Here is a 16489-nt window from a genome sequence, read left to right as displayed (position 1 = left end):
GCAAGGCGCCCCGCGTCATAAGCGGGCGGCGTGATGCTGAACAAATACCCTCTGTGGAAATACATTCTGATCCTGGCAGTGCTGGCGGTCGGTCTGATTTATTCCGCTCCCAATCTTTATCCTGATGACCCGGCCATTCAGGTCAGCGGTGCAAGCACTGCATTGCAAGTCAATCAGGCTGATCTGGATCGTGTGAGCGCAGCGCTCAAGGAATCCGGGATCAACGTCAAGGCGGCCACGCTGGCAGCGAACGGCAAGGGCGGTTTGATTCGTCTGACCAAAGCTGAAGATCAGTTGCCGGCCAAAGACGTCGTGCGCAAGGCTTTGGGTGATGACTACGTCGTTGCACTGAACCTGGCGCAAACGACTCCGCAATGGCTGCGTGCCCTTGGCGCACATCCAATGAAGCTGGGTCTGGACTTGTCCGGTGGTGTGCATTTCCTGCTGGAAGTGGACATGGATAAAGCCCTTGATGCGCGCCTGAAAGTTTACGAAGGCGACGTTAAGAGCCTGTTGCGCAAAGAACGTCTGCGTTATCGCAGCCTGCCGCAACTCAACGGTGCCATTCAGTTAGGCTTCAGTGATGAAGCGACCCGTGAACAGGCCCGTGCACTGATCCGTAAGAGCTTCAACGATTTCGACATTGTTCCGGCCGACCTTAATGGTCAGGCGGTGCTGCGTCTGGCGATGACCCCGGCGAAGCTGGCGGAAATCCGTGAATATTCCATCAAGCAGAACTTGACCACGGTCCGTAACCGCGTCAACGAGCTGGGTGTTGCCGAGCCGATTGTTCAGCGTCAGGGTGCCAACCGTATCGTGGTTGAGCTGCCGGGCGTTCAGGACACCGCAGAAGCCAAGCGTATCCTCGGCAAGACGGCCAATCTTGAGTTCCGTCTGGCGGCCGACCCAGGTGCTTCCAAAGCCACTTCCGAGACCTTTGAGTTCCGTGAAGGCAAGCGTCCGCCCGCTCAGATCGAGCGCGGCCTGATCATCACGGGTGACCAGGTTACCGATGCCAAGGCTGGCTTCGGCGAGCACGGCACGCCAGAAGTGAACATCCGTCTGGATGGTCATGGTGGCGAGCTGATGAGTCGTGCGACTCGCAGCAACGTTGGTCGCAGCATGGCGGTGATCTTCATCGAGCAGCGTCCTGTCACCACTTACGTCAAGCAAATGGTCAATGGCGTCGAGAAAGACGTCGCGGTTCAAACGTTCAAAGAAGAGAAGAAAATCATCAGCCTGGCGACTATCCAGTCGCCGCTGGGTGCTCAGTTCCGTATTACCGGCCTCAACGGTCAGGGCGAGTCGTCCGAGCTGGCGCTGTTGCTGCGTGCCGGTGGTCTGGCTGCACCGATGTACTTCGCTGAAGAGCGCACCATTGGTCCGAGCCTGGGTGCCGACAACATCACCAAGGGTGTCGATGCATCGCTGTGGGGCATGTTGTTCGTCTCGCTGTTCATCATCGCCATCTACCGCTTCTTTGGCATCATCGCCACCGTTGCTCTGGGCGTGAACATGGTGCTGTTGCTGGCGCTGATGTCGCTGCTGGGGGCAACCCTGACGTTGCCGGGTATTGCCGGTATCGTGTTGACCATGGGGATGGCGGTCGACGCCAACGTACTGATCTTCTCGCGAATTCGTGAAGAGATTGCAGCAGGCATGACCGTGCAGCGGGCGATCAGCGAAGGCTTCGGCCGGGCGTTTACCGCGATTCTCGATGCCAACCTGACCACACTGTTGGTCGGCGGAATTCTCTTTGCGATGGGCACCGGCCCGGTCAAAGGTTTTGCTGTGACCATGTCCCTCGGGGTTCTGACCTCGATGTTCACGGCCATCATGGTGACCCGCGCGATGGTCAACCTGATCTTCGGCGGTCGGGACTTCAAGAAGTTGTGGATTTAAGGGGCTGCCATGTTACGTACAATCAACTTCATGGGCGTTCGCAACGTTGCGTTCGGCGTCACATTGCTCCTTACGGCTCTTGCGTTGTTCAGCTGGTTCCATAAGGGCCTGAACTATGGTCTGGACTTCACAGGCGGTACGCTCATCGAGCTGACCTACGAGCGTCCGGCCGATGTCACCAAGGTGCGTACCCAGCTCACTGAGGCGGGTTACCACGACGCGATCGTGCAGAGCTTTGGTGCAACCACTGATCTGCTGGTGCGCATGCCTGGCGAAGACCCGCAACTGGGTCACCAGGTTGCTGACGCCTTGAAAAAGGTCGGCGGTGACAACCCGGCGGTGGTCAAGCGTGTTGAGTTCGTCGGGCCGCAGGTGGGTGAAGAACTGCGCGACCAAGGCGGCCTCGGCATGCTGATGGCGCTGGGCGGTATTCTGATCTACCTGGCTTTCCGCTTTCAGTGGAAGTTCGCGGTTGGCGCCATTGTCTCGCTGATCCACGACGTGATCGTGACCGTGGGTATCCTGTCGTTCTTCCAGATCACCTTCGACCTGACGGTGCTGGCGGCGGTGCTGGCGATCATTGGTTACTCGCTCAATGACACCATCGTGGTATTTGATCGGGTTCGTGAGAACTTCCGTGTGTTGCGCAAGGCGAGCCTGATCGAGAACATCAACATCTCGACCACTCAAACCTTGCTGCGGACCATGGCGACTTCGATCTCCACCTTGCTGGCGATCGCGGCACTGCTGTTTTTTGGTGGTGACAACCTGTTTGGTTTTTCGATCGCGCTGTTTGTTGGTGTGCTGGCCGGTACTTACTCGTCAATCTACATCGCTAACGTGGTGCTGATCTGGCTGAACTTGAGCAGTGAGGATCTGATTCCTCCTGCGGCTTCCGAGAAGGAAATCGACGACCGTCCATAACGGCCAGCGTTTTCCAGTTGTCAGCCAAAAAAGGCGCGAGTTGAACTCGCGCCTTTTTTTGTGCTCCAAGGCTGGGAGAAGCGCGGGCAATGACTCGCATGTGATGGTCAGGAGGTTCAAGTGAACAAGTCGTTACTGGTTGGTGCGGTATTGGGTGCTGTCGGTGTCACTGCCGGGGGTGCTGTTGCCACCTACAGCCTGGTTAAAAGCGGCCCTGAGTATGCGCAAGTGCTGGCCGTCGAGCCGGTGAAGACACAGATCAAGACGCCGCGTGAAGTCTGCAAGGATGTTGCGGTCACCCGGCAAGCGCCGGTTAAAGATGAGCACCAGATTCTCGGTACGGTGATCGGTGCCGTGGGTGGCGGTCTGCTGGGTAACATGGTCGGTGGCGGTAATGGCAAGAAGATTGCCACCGTTGCGGGCGCTGTTGGTGGTGGTTATGCCGGTAACAAGGTTCAGGAAGGTATGCAGAACCGTGATACCTACACCACGACTCAAACTCGCTGTAACACCGTAAATGACATCAGCGACAAAGTAGTAGGTTACGACGTTCGCTACTCGCTGGGTGGTAAGGAAGGCAAGGTCCGGATGGATCGCGATCCAGGTAACCAGATTCCGGTCGACAAGCAGGGTCAGTTGATCCTGGGGCAAAATCAGCCGGGTCAGTGAAGCGCTGATTGTTGTCATTCAAAAAGAAGCACCTGAAAAGGTGCTTTTTTTGTACTCGCGAGTTCGAATCTCAAGCGTAAAAAAAGCACCTCGAGAGGTGCTTTTTTCATGGTCGGATGCTTAGCGTTTCAGCGAAGCCGGCAGGTGTGGCTGGATAGCCGTCAAGACTGCTTTGAAGCACTTGGTGTTACCGGCAACGACGTGGCCTTTTTCAAGGAAGTCGTGACCGCCAGTGAAGTCACTCACCAAGCCGCCGGCTTCCTGGATCAGAAGGGCGCCTGCTGCCATGTCCCATTCGGACAGGCCCGACTCCCAGAACGCGTCGAAACGGCCGGCTGCCACATAGGCCAGGTCCAGGCTTGCCGAACCTGCGCGGCGGATGCCGGCGGTCTGGCCCACCAGGGCGCGGAACATGCCCAGGTAGTTCTCAAGGTTGTCCATCTGGTCGTCACGGAACGGGAAGCCTGTGCCCAGCAGGGCGCCATCAAGGCTGGTACGACCACTCACGCGCAGGCGACGACCGTTCAGTTGAGCACCGCGACCACGGCTGGCGGTGAATTCTTCCTGGCGAACCGGGTCCAGAACAACAGCGTGTTCCAGTCGGCCGCGGTATTTGCAGGCGATGCTGACAGCGAAGTGAGGAATGCCGCGCAGGAAGTTGGTGGTGCCGTCCAGCGGATCGATGATCCACAGGTATTCTTCGCCTTCGCCGCTTCCTGGGTGCATGCCCGTTTCTTCGCCGAGAATGCCGTGGGTAGGGTAGGCCTTGCGCAGCGCGTCGATGATTTTCTGTTCGGCGGCGCGATCCACCTCGGATACATAATCCTTGGCGTCTTTTTCGTCGACCTTGATGGTATCCAGGCGCTCGATGGAGCGGAAGATCAATTCACTGGCGCTGCGGGCGGCGCGCAGCGCGATATTCAGCATGGGCTGCATGGATGTGTCACCTAAGGTTGTTAAAGAAAGCCGAGCATTCTATCAGAAAGTTTCTACAGGTGAAGGTCGGCGTTCGCTTTCATAGCTTAACGGTAGGCGGTTCTGTAAGATTTGCTCCCCTTTCCCGTGTTCGAGAGCGCCTCCCTTGCTGCAAAACATTCGTGTCGTCCTGGTCAATACCAGCCACCCCGGCAATATCGGCGGGGCTGCGCGTGCTATGAAGAACATGGGCCTGTCGCGTTTGGTGCTGGTCGAGCCGCGGTTGTTCCCGCACCATGAGGCCGATGCTCGTGCTTCCGGCGCCGGAGATATTCTGGAGAATGCTCAGGTCGTTGCCACCCTGGAAGATGCCTTGGTCGGCTGCAATCTGGTGCTCGGCACCAGTGCTCGTGACCGGCGCATTCCCTGGCCGTTACTAGATCCCCGCGAATGCGGCGTGAAAGTGGTCGAGGAGGCAGGGCAGGGCGCCGAAATCGCGCTGGTCTTCGGTCGTGAGGATTCCGGCCTGACGAATGATGAGTTGCAGCGATGTCATTATCACGTACACATACCGTCCGACCCTGAGTTCAGTTCGCTGAATCTGGGGGCTGCGGTGCAAGTGTTGAGCTATGAAGTGCGTATGTCCTGGCTCTCCGCTGCCGGTCAGCCGAGCAAGGTCGAGAAGGATGAGGTGGCGTCCACCAAAAGTGGTGAGCTGGCGACCATGGATGAGCTGGAGCGATTCTATGAGCACCTTGAGCAGACCCTGGTGGCCATCGAGTTTCTCGATCCTGAAAAACCACGGCACTTGATGGCGCGCCTGCGCCGGCTGTACGGACGTAGTTCGGTCAGTCGGGCGGAAATGAATATATTGCGTGGCATTCTCACGGAAACCCAGAAAGCGGCCCGTGGCGAGCTTCTAAGGCGGAAGGATTAAAAATGTTCGAGCGTTTGCGTGAAGATATCCAGAGCGTTTTTCACCGTGATCCGGCAGCACGTAACGCTTTCGAGGTGCTGACGTGCTATCCGGGCATGCATGCCATCTGGATTCATCGTCTGTCTTCGGCCCTTTGGGGTATGGGCTGGAAGTGGCTGGCGCGAGTGGTGTCGAATTTTGGTCGTTGGTTGACCGGGATCGAGATTCATCCCGGGGCCAAGGTTGGTCGTCGGTTCTTTATCGATCATGGAATGGGTATCGTCATCGGTGAGACTGCCGAGATCGGCAACGACGTTACGCTGTATCAGGGCGTGACGCTTGGCGGCACAAGTTGGAACAAGGGCAAGCGTCACCCCACGCTGGAAGACGGCGTCGTGGTCGGCGCCGGTGCGAAGGTACTGGGTCCGTTTACTGTGGGGGCTGGGGCCAAGGTCGGCTCCAATGCGGTGGTGACCAAGGCTGTGCCGCCGGGAGCAACGGTGGTTGGGATCCCAGGGCGAATTATCGTCAAGTCCAATGACGAGCAGGATGCCAAGCGCAAGGCGATGGCTGAGAAAATCGGCTTTGACGCCTATGGTGTCGGAGAAGACATGCCTGACCCGGTAGCGCGTGCCATTGGTCAGTTGCTCGACCATCTGCAGGCGGTCGATGGCCGTCTTGAGGGTATGTGCGGTGCGTTGAAGGATTTGGGCAGTAATTACTGCGCCAAGGATCTGCCTCAGCTGCGTGAAGAAGACTTCGCCTGCGTAAAAGGCAAAGACGAAACCAAGGCTGGCTAAACCGCGAAGAACGATAACGCGCCTGCGCTGGTGATACGCTGCCAGCCTTTGCTATGATGCGCGCGCTGTTTTGTCGGTAAACCTGACTAAGTTACTAGGTCTTATAGTTGACTTAAATACTCGGGAATAGCATACTCGCCCCCATTCCGAACTTCGTGGTAATTGTCCATGCGACTGACTACTAAAGGCCGATACGCCGTGACCGCCATGCTTGATCTGGCGTTGCACGCGCAGCACGGGCCGGTGTCCCTGGCCGATATCTCCGAGCGCCAAGGCATTTCCCTTTCCTATCTCGAACAGCTCTTTGCCAAATTGCGTCGTAGCAATCTGGTGTCCAGCGTTCGAGGGCCGGGCGGCGGCTACCAGCTATCGCGCGAAATGCAGGGTATCCAGGTCGCCCAGGTCATCGACGCAGTCAACGAATCGGTCGATGCCACCAAGTGCCAGGGCCAGGGCGATTGCCATTCTGGCGACACCTGTCTGACCCACCACTTGTGGTGCGACCTGAGTCTGCAGATTCACGAATTTTTGAGTGGTATCAGCTTGGCTGACCTTGTGACTCGCCGTGAGGTGCAAGAAGTAGCCCAGCGTCAGGATCAGCGCCGTTGCAATGGCAAGGCGCCACGCCTGGACAAGATTGAAGCGTCCGCCGTCGAATGACAGCCAAAGAGCTAGCGGCACGCCAGCCAGCCTGATTTAGGAGAGAGTCCATGAAATTGCCGATTTACCTTGATTACTCTGCGACTACCCCGGTTGATCCGCGTGTCGCGCAAAAGATGAGTGAATGCCTGCTGGTTGACGGAAACTTCGGTAACCCGGCGTCCCGCTCCCACGTATTTGGCTGGAAGGCTGAAGAGTCTGTCGAAAACGCTCGTCGTCAGGTCGCTGATCTGGTCAGCGCCGACCCGCGTGAAATTGTCTGGACCTCGGGTGCCACAGAGTCTAACAACCTGGCAATCAAGGGTGCGGCGCATTTCTATGCCACCAAGGGCAAGCACCTGATCACCACCAAAATTGAGCACAAGGCTGTCCTTGACACCATGCGCCAACTGGAGCGTGAAGGTTTCGAGGTAACTTACCTCGAGCCTCGCACTGATGGTCTGGTCACGCCTGAGATGATTGAAGCTGCGCTGCGCGATGACACCATCCTGGTGTCAGTGATGCACGTAAACAACGAAATCGGCACCATCAACGACATCGCGGCCATCGGCGAGATGACCCGCTCCAAGGGCATCCTGTTCCACGTCGATGCTGCTCAGTCTACCGGCAAGGTCGATATCGACCTGTCGAAGCTGAAAGTCGACCTGATGTCGTTCTCTGCACATAAAACCTATGGTCCTAAAGGTATCGGTGCGCTGTACGTCAGCCGCAAGCCGCGTGTTCGCATTGAAGCAGCCATGCACGGCGGCGGCCATGAGCGTGGCATGCGTTCCGGCACCCTGGCGACCCACCAGATTGTCGGCATGGGCGAAGCCTTCCGTGTAGCCAAAGAAGACATGGCTGCCGAGAACGTGCGGATCAAGGCGTTGAGCGATCGTTTCTTCAAACAGGTCGAAGGGTTGGAAGAGCTGTACATCAACGGCAGCATGACCGCCCGCGTACCGCACAACCTGAACCTGAGCTTCAACTATGTCGAAGGCGAATCGCTGATCATGGCGCTCAAGGATCTGGCGGTTTCGTCCGGTTCGGCCTGTACCTCGGCATCGCTTGAGCCTTCTTACGTATTGCGCGCCCTTGGCCGCAATGACGAGCTGGCACATAGCTCGATTCGCTTTACTTTCGGTCGATTCACTACCGAAGAAGAAATCGACTACGCCGCGCAGAAAGTCTGTGAGGCCGTTACCAAGCTGCGCACTCTGTCGCCGCTGTGGGACATGTACAAAGACGGTGTCGACATTTCGAAAATCGAGTGGGCGGCACACTGATTTCAAGTCGCCGCAAACAGGCCCTGTAAACCTTGGGTTGGCAGGGCTTCAAGAGCGACTCTCTGATGAGTGAGGATTAAGAATCATGGCTTACAGCGAAAAGGTCATCGACCACTACGAGAACCCGCGTAACGTCGGCAAGATGGACGCGGAAGATCCTGATGTCGGCACTGGCATGGTTGGCGCGCCGGCGTGCGGCGACGTCATGCGTTTGCAGATCAAGGTCAACGACCAAGGCATCATCGAAGATGCCAAGTTCAAGACTTATGGTTGCGGTTCGGCTATCGCCTCCAGCTCCCTGGCGACCGAGTGGATGAAAGGCAAGACTCTGGATGAAGCAGAGACCATCAAAAACACTCAGCTAGCCGAAGAACTGGCCTTGCCGCCGGTAAAAATTCACTGCTCCGTACTTGCTGAAGACGCTATCAAAGCGGCCGTTCGCGATTACAAGCAGAAGAAAGGCTTGATCTGAATTTCAAGATTTGGCGACGAGTAAGGAGTCAACGATGGCTATCAGCATGACAGAAGCGGCTGCTCAACACGTGCGGCGCTCCCTCAACGGGCGCGGCAAAGGTGAAGGGATTCGTCTGGGTGTTCGCACCACGGGCTGTTCCGGCCTTGCCTACGTGCTGGAGTTCGTCGACGAGGTGGTTGCAGAGGATCAGGTGTTCGAAAGTCATGGCGAGAAAGTGATTATCGACCCTAAAAGCCTTTCTTACCTGGACGGCACCGAACTCGATTTCGTCAAGGAAGGGTTGAACGAAGGTTTCAAGTTCAACAATCCCAACGTGCGCGGTGAATGTGGCTGCGGCGAAAGCTTCAACATCTGAGGCTGCTCGTGGGTACTCCTTGTCATTTCGCTTTATTTGAACTGCAGCCGAGCTTCCGCCTGGATCTCGAACAGTTGGCCACGCGCTATCGTGAGTTGGCGCGTGGTGTTCATCCTGACCGCTTTGCAGACGCTTCCGAGCGCGAGCAGCGGCTGGCGCTAGAGCAATCCGCGAGCCTCAACGAGGCCTACCAGACGCTCAAAAATCCCCCAAAGCGCGCGCGTTACCTGCTCGCCATGGGTGGTCGCGAGCTGCCGCTGGAGGTCACGGTGCATGATCCGGCGTTTCTTCTGCAGCAGATGGAATTGCGTGAAGAGCTTGAAGATCTGCAAGACAGCGCCGACCTGGCCGGTGTTGCCGTGTTCAAGCGTCGCTTGAAAGCCGCTCAGGATGAACTGAACGAAAGCTTCGCAGCCTGTTGGGATGATGCAGCGCAACGTGAACAGGCTGAACGCCTGATGCGGCGCATGCAGTTCCTCGACAAGCTCACCTACGAAGTGCGCCAGTTAGAAGAGCGCCTCGACGATTAACCCAGTGCCGCTCCGGTCGCACGCCTGATATACAGATAAGTCCTGATCACGATGGCCCTACTGCAGATCGCCGAACCCGGCCAAAGTCCTCAACCGCACCAGCGTCGTCTGGCTGTGGGGATCGACTTGGGCACTACCAATTCGCTAGTCGCTGCGTTGCGCAGTGGTCTTTCCGAGCCTTTGGCAGACGCTGACGGGCGGGTCATTCTGCCGTCTGCCGTGCGCTATCACGCCGACCGCGTAGAAGTCGGCGAGTCGGCGAAGCTGGCTGCCGCTAGCGATCCCTTGAATACCGTGCTGTCGGTCAAACGCTTGATGGGGCGTGGTCTGTCCGACGTCAAGCAGTTGGGCGATCAATTGCCATACCGCTTCGTCGGTGGCGAGTCGCACATGCCGTTCATCGACACCGTGCAGGGTCCTAAAAGTCCGGTTGAAGTCTCCGCGGAAATCCTCAAGGTATTGCGCCAGCGCGCCGAGGCAACATTGGGCGGCGAGCTGGTCGGGGCAGTGATTACCGTTCCAGCCTATTTCGACGACGCTCAGCGTCAAGCCACCAAAGACGCGGCTAAATTGGCGGGTCTTAACGTGCTGCGTCTGCTCAATGAGCCGACCGCTGCCGCCGTGGCTTATGGTCTGGATCAGCACGCTGAAGGTCTGGTGGCTATTTACGACCTGGGTGGCGGTACGTTCGATATTTCGATTTTGCGTCTCACCGGTGGTGTGTTCGAGGTGCTGGCTACCGGCGGCGATAGCGCGCTGGGCGGCGATGACTTCGATCACGCGATTGCTGGGTGGATTATTGAGGGCGCCGGTTTGTCCGCTGACCTCGACCCGGGCGCGCAACGCAATCTGCTGCAAACCGCGTGCGCGGCCAAAGAAGCGCTGACGAATGTTACGACGGTTGAAGTCGCTTACGGCGACTGGAAAGCTCAGTTCACCCGCGAAGCCTTTGATGCGCTGATCGAGCCGATGGTTGCTCGCAGCCTCAAAGCTTGCCGTCGCGCCGTGCGTGATTCCGGCATCGAGCTGGAAGAAGTGCATGCTGTGGTCATGGTCGGTGGTTCGACCCGCGTGCCGCGTGTGCGCGATGCTGTCGCTGAAGCGTTTGGTCGCCAGCCGCTGACCGAAATTGATCCGGATCAAGTGGTGGCCATTGGTGCCGCGATCCAGGCCGATACGTTGGCTGGCAACAAGCGCGATGGCGGCGAGTTGCTGCTGCTTGACGTGATTCCGTTGTCCTTGGGGCTGGAAACCATGGGCGGCCTGATGGAGAAGGTGATTCCACGCAACACCACCATCCCCGTCGCTCGCGCTCAGGACTTCACCACGTACAAAGATGGCCAGTCGGCCATGGCGATCCATGTCTTGCAGGGCGAGCGCGAACTGATCAGCGACTGCCGTTCTCTGGCAAGGTTCGAATTGCGCGGCATTCCGGCGATGGTGGCTGGTGCGGCGAAGATTCGCGTAACCTTTCAGGTCGATGCCGATGGCCTGCTCAGCGTCGCGGCGCGTGAGCTGGGTTCGGGCGTGGAAGCCAGCATCCAGGTCAAGCCGTCCTACGGTCTGACCGATGGCGAAATCGCCAAGATGCTCAAGGATTCATTCCAGCACGCCAACGACGACAAAGTTGCCCGTGTGCTGCGTGAGCAACAAGTGGATGCCCAGCGCCTGATCGAGGCTGTGCAAGGGGCTCTTGATGTTGATGGTGAGCGTTTGCTCGATGCCGAGGAGCGTATGGTTATCGAGTTGCAAATGCAGGAATTGACCGAATTGATGAAAGGCACCGATGGTTATGCCATCGAGCAGCAGACCAAGCGTCTGTCGCAAGTGACCGATGCCTTTGCTGCCCGCCGCCTGGATTCGACGGTGAAGGCCGCGCTGGCGGGGCGCAACCTGAATGAAATCGAGGAATAACTGATGCCGCAGATCATTTTTCTGCCTCACGCCGAGCATTGCCCGGACGGGATGGTTGTCGAGGCTGAAACCGGTAAGTCAATTCTCGAAGTGGCCCATGACAACCACATCGAGATGGAAAGCGCCTGTGGCGGTGTTTGCGCCTGCACCACATGTCACTGCATCATTCGCGAAGGCTTCAGCTCGCTCGAAGACGCAGATGAGCTGGAAGAAGACTTTCTTGATCGGGCCTGGGGTCTGGAGCCGCAATCTCGTCTAGGCTGTCAGGCGATTGTCGGTACTGAAGACCTGACTGTCGAAATCCCGAAATACTCGCTCAATCATGCGGCTGAAGCGCCGCACTGATTCAAGGAATTGAAATGAGTCTGAAGTGGGTTGATGTGCAGGAAATCGCTATCCAGTTAGCTGAAAGCAAGCCGGATGTCGATCCAAGATCGCTTAACTTCGTCGATCTGCGGAAATGGGTGATGGAATTGCCCGAGTTCGATGACGCGCCGGATCGCAGTGGCGAAAAAGTTCTGGAGGCCATTCAGGCGCTCTGGATCGAAGAGCTCGACTGAGCCCACGCTGCAGGTTAGGCAATACCCAAGAACCCGCGTATAATTCGCGGGTTTAATTTTTCACAAATTACCGTTTCTGGAGTTACACCATGGCTGTTCAACGTACTTTCTCCATCATCAAGCCTGACGCTGTTGCAAAAAACGTTATCGGCGAGATCACCACTCGTTTTGAAAAAGCTGGCCTGCGCGTTGTAGCTTCGAAACTGAAGCAACTGTCCAAAGCCGAAGCTGAAGGCTTCTACGCTGAGCACAGCGCTCGCGGTTTCTTTGGCGACCTGGTTGCTTTCATGATCTCCGGCCCGGTTGTTGTTCAGGTTCTGGAAGGCGAAAACGCTATCGCTCTGAACCGTGAGCTGATGGGCGCTACCAACCCTAAAGAAGCCGCTGCCGGCACTATCCGTGCTGATTTCGCTGATTCCATCGATGCCAACGCTGTACACGGTTCGGACTCCGAAGCCGCTGCTGCTCGCGAAATCTCGTACTTCTTCGCCGCTACTGAAGTAACCACTCGCTAAGCATTGGCTTATGAGTGAAGGTGAATCCATGACTACATCGACTGCAAAAATTAACCTGCTGGGTCTGACTCAGTTGGAAATGGAAAAATTCTTCGACTCAATCGGGGAGAAGCGTTTCCGTGCCGGTCAGGTAATGAAATGGATTCACCACCTTGGCGTCGATGATTTCGACGCCATGACGAACGTCAGCAAAGCCTTGCGCGACAAGCTCAAGGTGATTGCTGAGGTTCGCGGTCCTGAAGTCGTCAGCGAGGACATTTCCACCGACGGCACCCGTAAGTGGGTGGTGCGTGTGGCGTCCGGCAGCTGCGTCGAGACCGTTTACATTCCCCAGGGCAAGCGCGGCACTTTGTGCGTTTCGTCCCAGGCAGGCTGTGCCCTGGATTGCAGTTTCTGCTCCACTGGCAAGCAAGGTTTCAACAGCAACCTTACCGCCGCCGAAGTGATCGGCCAGGTTTGGATTGCCAATAAATCGTTCGGCAGCATCCCGGCAACCGCCGACCGTGCCATCACCAATGTGGTGATGATGGGCATGGGTGAGCCGCTGCTGAACTTCGACAACGTCGTCGCCGCCATGCACCTGATGATGGATGACCTGGGCTACGGGATCTCCAAGCGCCGCGTGACCCTGTCCACTTCGGGCGTGGTGCCGATGATCGATGAGCTGTCCAAGCACATCGACGTTTCGCTGGCGTTGTCGCTGCACGCACCAAATGACGCATTGCGTAACCAATTGGTGCCTATCAACAAGAAATACCCGCTTAAGATGCTCCTCGAGTCGTGTCAGCGCTACATGTCGTCCCTGGGCGAAAAACGCGTGCTGACCATCGAGTACACCTTGCTCAAAGACATCAATGACAAGGTTGAACATGCGGTTGAGATGATCGAGTTGCTCAAGAACATCCCGTGCAAGATCAACCTGATTCCGTTCAACCCGTTCCCGCATTCCGGTTACGAGCGTCCGAGCAACAATGCTATTCGTCGTTTTCAGGATCAGCTTCACCATGCCGGCTTCAATGTCACCGTGCGCACCACGCGTGGTGAAGACATTGATGCCGCGTGTGGCCAATTGGTAGGACAGGTGCTGGATCGCACCCGTCGCAGCGAACGTTATATCGCCGTGCGCGAGTTGAGCGCCGAGAACGATGTACCACAAAGCGCCGCGAACAATAATTAAGAGAGGATCTCTATGTCCCTGCGCTTTGCGCTGCTTGTGCTGATCGCCAGCCTTTGTGCTGGTTGCGTCCTGTCGGGCGATTTCAACCCGATGAAGACCAGCAAGGGCCGCGATGAAGCACGTGCCGCTTACGTGCAATTGGGGCTTGGCTACTTGCAGCAAGGGATGACCGAGCGGGCAAAGGTGCCGTTGAAAAAGGCGCTGGATCTGGATGATTCCGACGCGGACGCCAACGCGGCGCTAGGCCTGGTGTTTCAGGCCGAGATGGAGCCGGAACTGGCCGATCAGCACTTCCGTAAGGCGTTGTCTTCCCGTCCCGCCGATGCGCGTATCCTGAACAATTACGGCAGTTTTCTTTTCGAAGAGAAGCGTTACAAGGAAGCCTACGAACGCTTTGAACAGGCTGCCGCCGATACCCTGTATCCTGAGCGTTCGCGAGTGTTCGAGAGCTTGGGCATGACGGCTTCAAAGCTTGGTCAGCGAGAATTGGCCCAGCAGCAGCTGGAAAAAGCCTTGCGTTTAAACCGCCAACAACCTCGTGCATTGCTTGAAATGGCTGAGTTGTCTTACGAAGACAGGCATTATGTGCCCGCACGTGACTATTACGACCGTTTTAGCCTGCTCGCTGAACAAAATGCACGTAGTCTATTGCTCGGCGTTCGGCTGGCAAAAGTGTTTGAAGATCGCGACAAGGCCGCCAGTTTTGGCCTGCAATTAAAACGACTCTATCCCGGTACGCCGGAATATCAGCAATACCTGTCGGAGCAATGATGAAAGCGGCGCATCCCGAAGTTGTAGCAGCGACTCGCGTTAACCCCGGCGATACCTTGCGCCAGGCTCGCGAAAGCAATGGTTGGTCGCTGGCCGAAGTGGCCCTCAAGCTCAACCTCACCGTTAATGCCCTGGGCAATCTGGAAGCCGGCGCTTTCGACAAGCTGCCTGGGCATACCTTTGCTCGCGGTTATATTCGTGCTTACGCCAAATTGCTTGGCATGGACCAGACCACGCTGGTCCAGCAGTTCGACCAGTCCACCGGCACCGATTCCCAGGGCAGCAATGTTCATAGCCTGGGTCGTATTGAAGAGCCGGTTCGTGTTTCTCACACCATTTTGCGTATTGTCAGCCTGCTATTACTGATCGCAGTAATTGGTGGTGGTTTCGTCTGGTGGCAGGATCAAACGTCGCTGCGTACCAAGGACCTGATGAGTCTGGCCCCCGAGCATGTTGAAGTGGAGGGCGCCGACGGCACCACTCAGATCCATCCGCTGGACGAGCCGGAAGACCAGGCTGTCGCGCAAGGTCAGGCTGAGGGTGAAACCGCTCTTGCATTGCCCCCAGCGCAACCATCGACTGATGCCCCAGCGGCGGCCGTTGTGCCAACGCCAACGGCTGTCGCACCGGCAGCAACGCCGGTGGCACCGGTTCACAATGCGGCGCCTGTGGTCACGGCGCCAGTCGCGCCGGCGCTTGGTGTGGCTGCGCCGGTGGTTCCTGCCGTGACGGCCGCTGCTCCAGTGGCGGGCGAAGGTCAGGTTCAACTGCAATTCACTGCCGATTGCTGGGCACAAGTGACCGACGGCGGCGGCAAGGTGTTGTTGAGTGGCCTCAAGCGTAAAGGCGAAAATGTTTCCGTCAGTGGCAAACCGCCCTTCGCGGTGCGTCTGGGCTTTGCCCGTGGCGCGCAGGTCAGTTACAACGGGCAGGTGGTTGATGTCGCTCCGTTCACCAGTGGCGAGACTGCTCGCCTGAAGTTGGGTCAATAAGTCATGCACGGCGAATCTCCAATCAAACGTCGCGAATCTCGCAAGATCTGGGTGGGTAATGTGCCCGTGGGCGGCGATGCACCTATCGCGGTGCAGAGCATGACCAACAGCGACACCAATGACGTTGCTGCCACTGTGGCCCAGATCAATCGTCTGGAAGCTGCTGGCGTCGATATCGTGCGTATCTCCGTTCCGGACATGGACGCTGCCGAAGCGTTCGGCAAGATCAAAAAGCTGGTCAAGGTGCCGTTGGTTGCCGACATCCATTTCGACTACAAGATCGCGTTGCGCGTCGCCGAACTGGGCGTTGACTGTCTGCGGATCAACCCGGGTAACATCGGTCGTGAAGATCGCGTGCGCGCAGTCGTCGATGCAGCACGTGACCGCGGGATTCCGATCCGGATCGGTGTTAACGCCGGTTCTCTTGAAAAAGACCTGCAAAAAAAATACGGTGAGCCGACTCCCGCCGCCTTGGTCGAGTCTGCCCTGCGACACGTTGAACACCTCGAACGGCTGAATTTTCACGACTTCAAAGTCAGTGTGAAGGCTTCCGACGTGTTCATGGCCGTCGCCGCTTACCGCTTGCTGGCCAAGGAAATCGTCCAGCCGTTGCACTTGGGTATCACCGAAGCCGGTGGTTTACGTTCTGGCACGGTGAAATCCGCGGTAGGCCTCGGTATGCTGCTCGCCGAAGGGATTGGCGATACTATTCGCATCTCGTTGGCGGCTGACCCGGTCGAGGAAGTGAAAGTCGGTTATGACATTCTCAAATCCTTGCACTTGCGATCACGGGGTATCAATTTCATCGCCTGTCCGAGCTGCTCGCGACAGAACTTCGATGTGGTCAAAACCATGAACGAGCTGGAAGTGCGGCTCGAAGATTTGCTGGTGCCGCTGGATGTCGCAGTCATCGGTTGCGTGGTCAATGGACCCGGCGAAGCCAAGGAAGCCCATGTCGGCTTGACCGGCGGCACGCCAAACCTGATTTACATCGATGGCAAACCGTCGCAGAAATTGACGAATGAAAATCTGGTGGATGAGCTTGAACGCTTGATCCGCCAGAAAGCGGCCGAAAAGGTCGAAGCCGACGCAGCCGTTATTGCGCGTGGCTGAGCCTGACTAACGAGCCGAACGAATTTAAGGATTTAT

At 57.3% G+C, this 16489-nt stretch carries 19 protein-coding genes; 18 read left to right on the top strand and 1 reads right to left on the bottom strand.

Annotation, left to right across the window (positions count from 1 at the left end; all coding sequences use genetic code 11):
- The first annotated feature begins 33 nt into the window (after positions 1–33).
- From secD to RHM68_RS20260, 3 genes are all read left to right on the top strand, one after another.
- Positions 34–1902: a protein translocase subunit SecD gene (secD, locus tag RHM68_RS20270; protein WP_322218418.1), complete on the top strand. Its 1869-nt coding sequence runs from the start codon at positions 34–36 to the stop codon at positions 1900–1902.
- A 9-nt stretch (positions 1903–1911) separates the two neighbouring features.
- On the top strand, positions 1912–2826 hold the full coding sequence (secF, locus tag RHM68_RS20265) for a protein translocase subunit SecF (protein WP_322218415.1): 915 nt from the start codon (positions 1912–1914) through the stop codon (positions 2824–2826).
- Between the two features lie 120 nt (positions 2827–2946).
- Positions 2947–3495 carry a glycine zipper 2TM domain-containing protein gene (locus RHM68_RS20260; RefSeq protein ID WP_322218412.1) on the top strand — a complete coding sequence of 183 codons (549 nt, stop codon included), beginning with the start codon at positions 2947–2949 and terminating at the stop codon, positions 3493–3495.
- 120 nt (positions 3496–3615) lie between these two features.
- On the opposite strand, the gene suhB is transcribed toward RHM68_RS20260, so the two are convergent.
- The gene (gene suhB, locus RHM68_RS20255) at positions 3616–4431 is read right to left on the bottom strand and encodes an inositol-phosphate phosphatase (protein WP_282375252.1); all 816 of its coding nucleotides are present in this window, start codon (positions 4429–4431) and stop codon (positions 3616–3618) included.
- Between the two features lie 145 nt (positions 4432–4576).
- On the opposite strand from suhB, the gene trmJ reads away from it, so the two are divergent.
- The 15 genes from trmJ to ispG all read left to right on the top strand — a co-directional run bounded on the left by trmJ (position 4577) and on the right by ispG (position 16453).
- Entirely contained in the window at positions 4577–5347 is a 771-nt protein-coding gene (gene trmJ / locus RHM68_RS20250; protein ID WP_322218408.1) for a tRNA (cytosine(32)/uridine(32)-2'-O)-methyltransferase TrmJ, read from the top strand.
- A 2-nt stretch (positions 5348–5349) separates the two neighbouring features.
- Positions 5350–6126: a serine O-acetyltransferase gene (gene cysE, locus RHM68_RS20245; protein WP_322218405.1), complete on the top strand. Its 777-nt coding sequence runs from the start codon at positions 5350–5352 to the stop codon at positions 6124–6126.
- 168 nt (positions 6127–6294) lie between these two features.
- A complete protein-coding gene (gene iscR, locus RHM68_RS20240; RefSeq protein ID WP_092278442.1) occupies positions 6295–6786 on the top strand; it encodes a Fe-S cluster assembly transcriptional regulator IscR in 492 nt (163 codons plus the stop codon).
- A gap of 50 nt (positions 6787–6836) precedes the next feature.
- The gene (locus RHM68_RS20235) at positions 6837–8051 is read left to right on the top strand and encodes an IscS subfamily cysteine desulfurase (RefSeq protein WP_322218402.1); all 1215 of its coding nucleotides are present in this window, start codon (positions 6837–6839) and stop codon (positions 8049–8051) included.
- 85 nt (positions 8052–8136) lie between these two features.
- Positions 8137–8523 (top strand): Fe-S cluster assembly scaffold IscU, encoded by a 387-nt coding sequence (iscU, locus tag RHM68_RS20230; protein WP_261741057.1) that lies wholly within the window; start codon positions 8137–8139, stop codon positions 8521–8523.
- A gap of 34 nt (positions 8524–8557) precedes the next feature.
- Positions 8558–8881 (top strand): iron-sulfur cluster assembly protein IscA, encoded by a 324-nt coding sequence (gene iscA, locus RHM68_RS20225; protein WP_054045385.1) that lies wholly within the window; start codon positions 8558–8560, stop codon positions 8879–8881.
- Positions 8882–8889: 8 nt separating this feature from the next.
- Positions 8890–9411: a co-chaperone HscB gene (gene hscB / locus RHM68_RS20220; RefSeq protein WP_322218395.1), complete on the top strand. Its 522-nt coding sequence runs from the start codon at positions 8890–8892 to the stop codon at positions 9409–9411.
- Between the two features lie 51 nt (positions 9412–9462).
- On the top strand, positions 9463–11325 hold the full coding sequence (gene hscA, locus RHM68_RS20215) for a Fe-S protein assembly chaperone HscA (RefSeq protein ID WP_322218393.1): 1863 nt from the start codon (positions 9463–9465) through the stop codon (positions 11323–11325).
- 3 nt (positions 11326–11328) lie between these two features.
- Complete coding sequence (fdx, locus tag RHM68_RS20210) at positions 11329–11670, top strand: ISC system 2Fe-2S type ferredoxin (RefSeq protein ID WP_322218391.1); 342 nt, start codon at positions 11329–11331, stop codon at positions 11668–11670.
- 14 nt (positions 11671–11684) lie between these two features.
- Entirely contained in the window at positions 11685–11885 is a 201-nt protein-coding gene (iscX, locus tag RHM68_RS20205) for a Fe-S cluster assembly protein IscX (protein WP_219061130.1), read from the top strand.
- Positions 11886–11974: 89 nt separating this feature from the next.
- Positions 11975–12400 carry a nucleoside-diphosphate kinase gene (gene ndk, locus RHM68_RS20200; protein ID WP_007916882.1) on the top strand — a complete coding sequence of 142 codons (426 nt, stop codon included), beginning with the start codon at positions 11975–11977 and terminating at the stop codon, positions 12398–12400.
- Positions 12401–12428: 28 nt separating this feature from the next.
- Positions 12429–13577, top strand: coding sequence for a 23S rRNA (adenine(2503)-C(2))-methyltransferase RlmN (gene rlmN / locus RHM68_RS20195; RefSeq protein WP_322218381.1), 1149 nt, complete (start codon positions 12429–12431; stop codon positions 13575–13577).
- Positions 13578–13589: 12 nt separating this feature from the next.
- Complete coding sequence (gene pilW / locus RHM68_RS20190) at positions 13590–14348, top strand: type IV pilus biogenesis/stability protein PilW (protein WP_322218378.1); 759 nt, start codon at positions 13590–13592, stop codon at positions 14346–14348.
- A complete protein-coding gene (locus tag RHM68_RS20185) occupies positions 14348–15340 on the top strand; it encodes a RodZ family helix-turn-helix domain-containing protein (RefSeq protein WP_322218375.1) in 993 nt (330 codons plus the stop codon). Before pilW ends, RHM68_RS20185 begins: the two co-directional genes overlap by 1 nt.
- 3 nt (positions 15341–15343) lie before the next feature.
- The gene (gene ispG / locus RHM68_RS20180) at positions 15344–16453 is read left to right on the top strand and encodes a flavodoxin-dependent (E)-4-hydroxy-3-methylbut-2-enyl-diphosphate synthase (protein ID WP_322218372.1); all 1110 of its coding nucleotides are present in this window, start codon (positions 15344–15346) and stop codon (positions 16451–16453) included.
- Positions 16454–16489 lie beyond the last annotated feature (36 nt).

Source organism: Pseudomonas sp. DC1.2, from assembly GCF_034351645.1.
GTDB lineage: Bacteria > Pseudomonadota > Gammaproteobacteria > Pseudomonadales > Pseudomonadaceae > Aquipseudomonas.
This window is presented reverse-complemented; position numbering and strand designations above follow the sequence as displayed.

Coding starts and splice junctions, on each gene's coding strand:
- secD (WP_322218418.1), top strand. CDS start 34: ATGCTGAACAAATACCCTCTGTGGAAATACATTCTGATCCTGGCAGTG.
- RHM68_RS20235 (WP_322218402.1), top strand. CDS start 6,837: ATGAAATTGCCGATTTACCTTGATTACTCTGCGACTACCCCGGTTGAT.
- rlmN (WP_322218381.1), top strand. CDS start 12,429: ATGACTACATCGACTGCAAAAATTAACCTGCTGGGTCTGACTCAGTTG.
- iscX (WP_219061130.1), top strand. CDS start 11,685: ATGAGTCTGAAGTGGGTTGATGTGCAGGAAATCGCTATCCAGTTAGCT.
- RHM68_RS20185 (WP_322218375.1), top strand. CDS start 14,348: ATGAAAGCGGCGCATCCCGAAGTTGTAGCAGCGACTCGCGTTAACCCC.
- cysE (WP_322218405.1), top strand. CDS start 5,350: ATGTTCGAGCGTTTGCGTGAAGATATCCAGAGCGTTTTTCACCGTGAT.
- pilW (WP_322218378.1), top strand. CDS start 13,590: ATGTCCCTGCGCTTTGCGCTGCTTGTGCTGATCGCCAGCCTTTGTGCT.
- fdx (WP_322218391.1), top strand. CDS start 11,329: ATGCCGCAGATCATTTTTCTGCCTCACGCCGAGCATTGCCCGGACGGG.
- iscU (WP_261741057.1), top strand. CDS start 8,137: ATGGCTTACAGCGAAAAGGTCATCGACCACTACGAGAACCCGCGTAAC.
- iscR (WP_092278442.1), top strand. CDS start 6,295: ATGCGACTGACTACTAAAGGCCGATACGCCGTGACCGCCATGCTTGAT.
- hscA (WP_322218393.1), top strand. CDS start 9,463: ATGGCCCTACTGCAGATCGCCGAACCCGGCCAAAGTCCTCAACCGCAC.
- iscA (WP_054045385.1), top strand. CDS start 8,558: ATGGCTATCAGCATGACAGAAGCGGCTGCTCAACACGTGCGGCGCTCC.
- suhB (WP_282375252.1), bottom strand. CDS start 4,431: ATGCAGCCCATGCTGAATATCGCGCTGCGCGCCGCCCGCAGCGCCAGT.
- ndk (WP_007916882.1), top strand. CDS start 11,975: ATGGCTGTTCAACGTACTTTCTCCATCATCAAGCCTGACGCTGTTGCA.
- ispG (WP_322218372.1), top strand. CDS start 15,344: ATGCACGGCGAATCTCCAATCAAACGTCGCGAATCTCGCAAGATCTGG.
- secF (WP_322218415.1), top strand. CDS start 1,912: ATGTTACGTACAATCAACTTCATGGGCGTTCGCAACGTTGCGTTCGGC.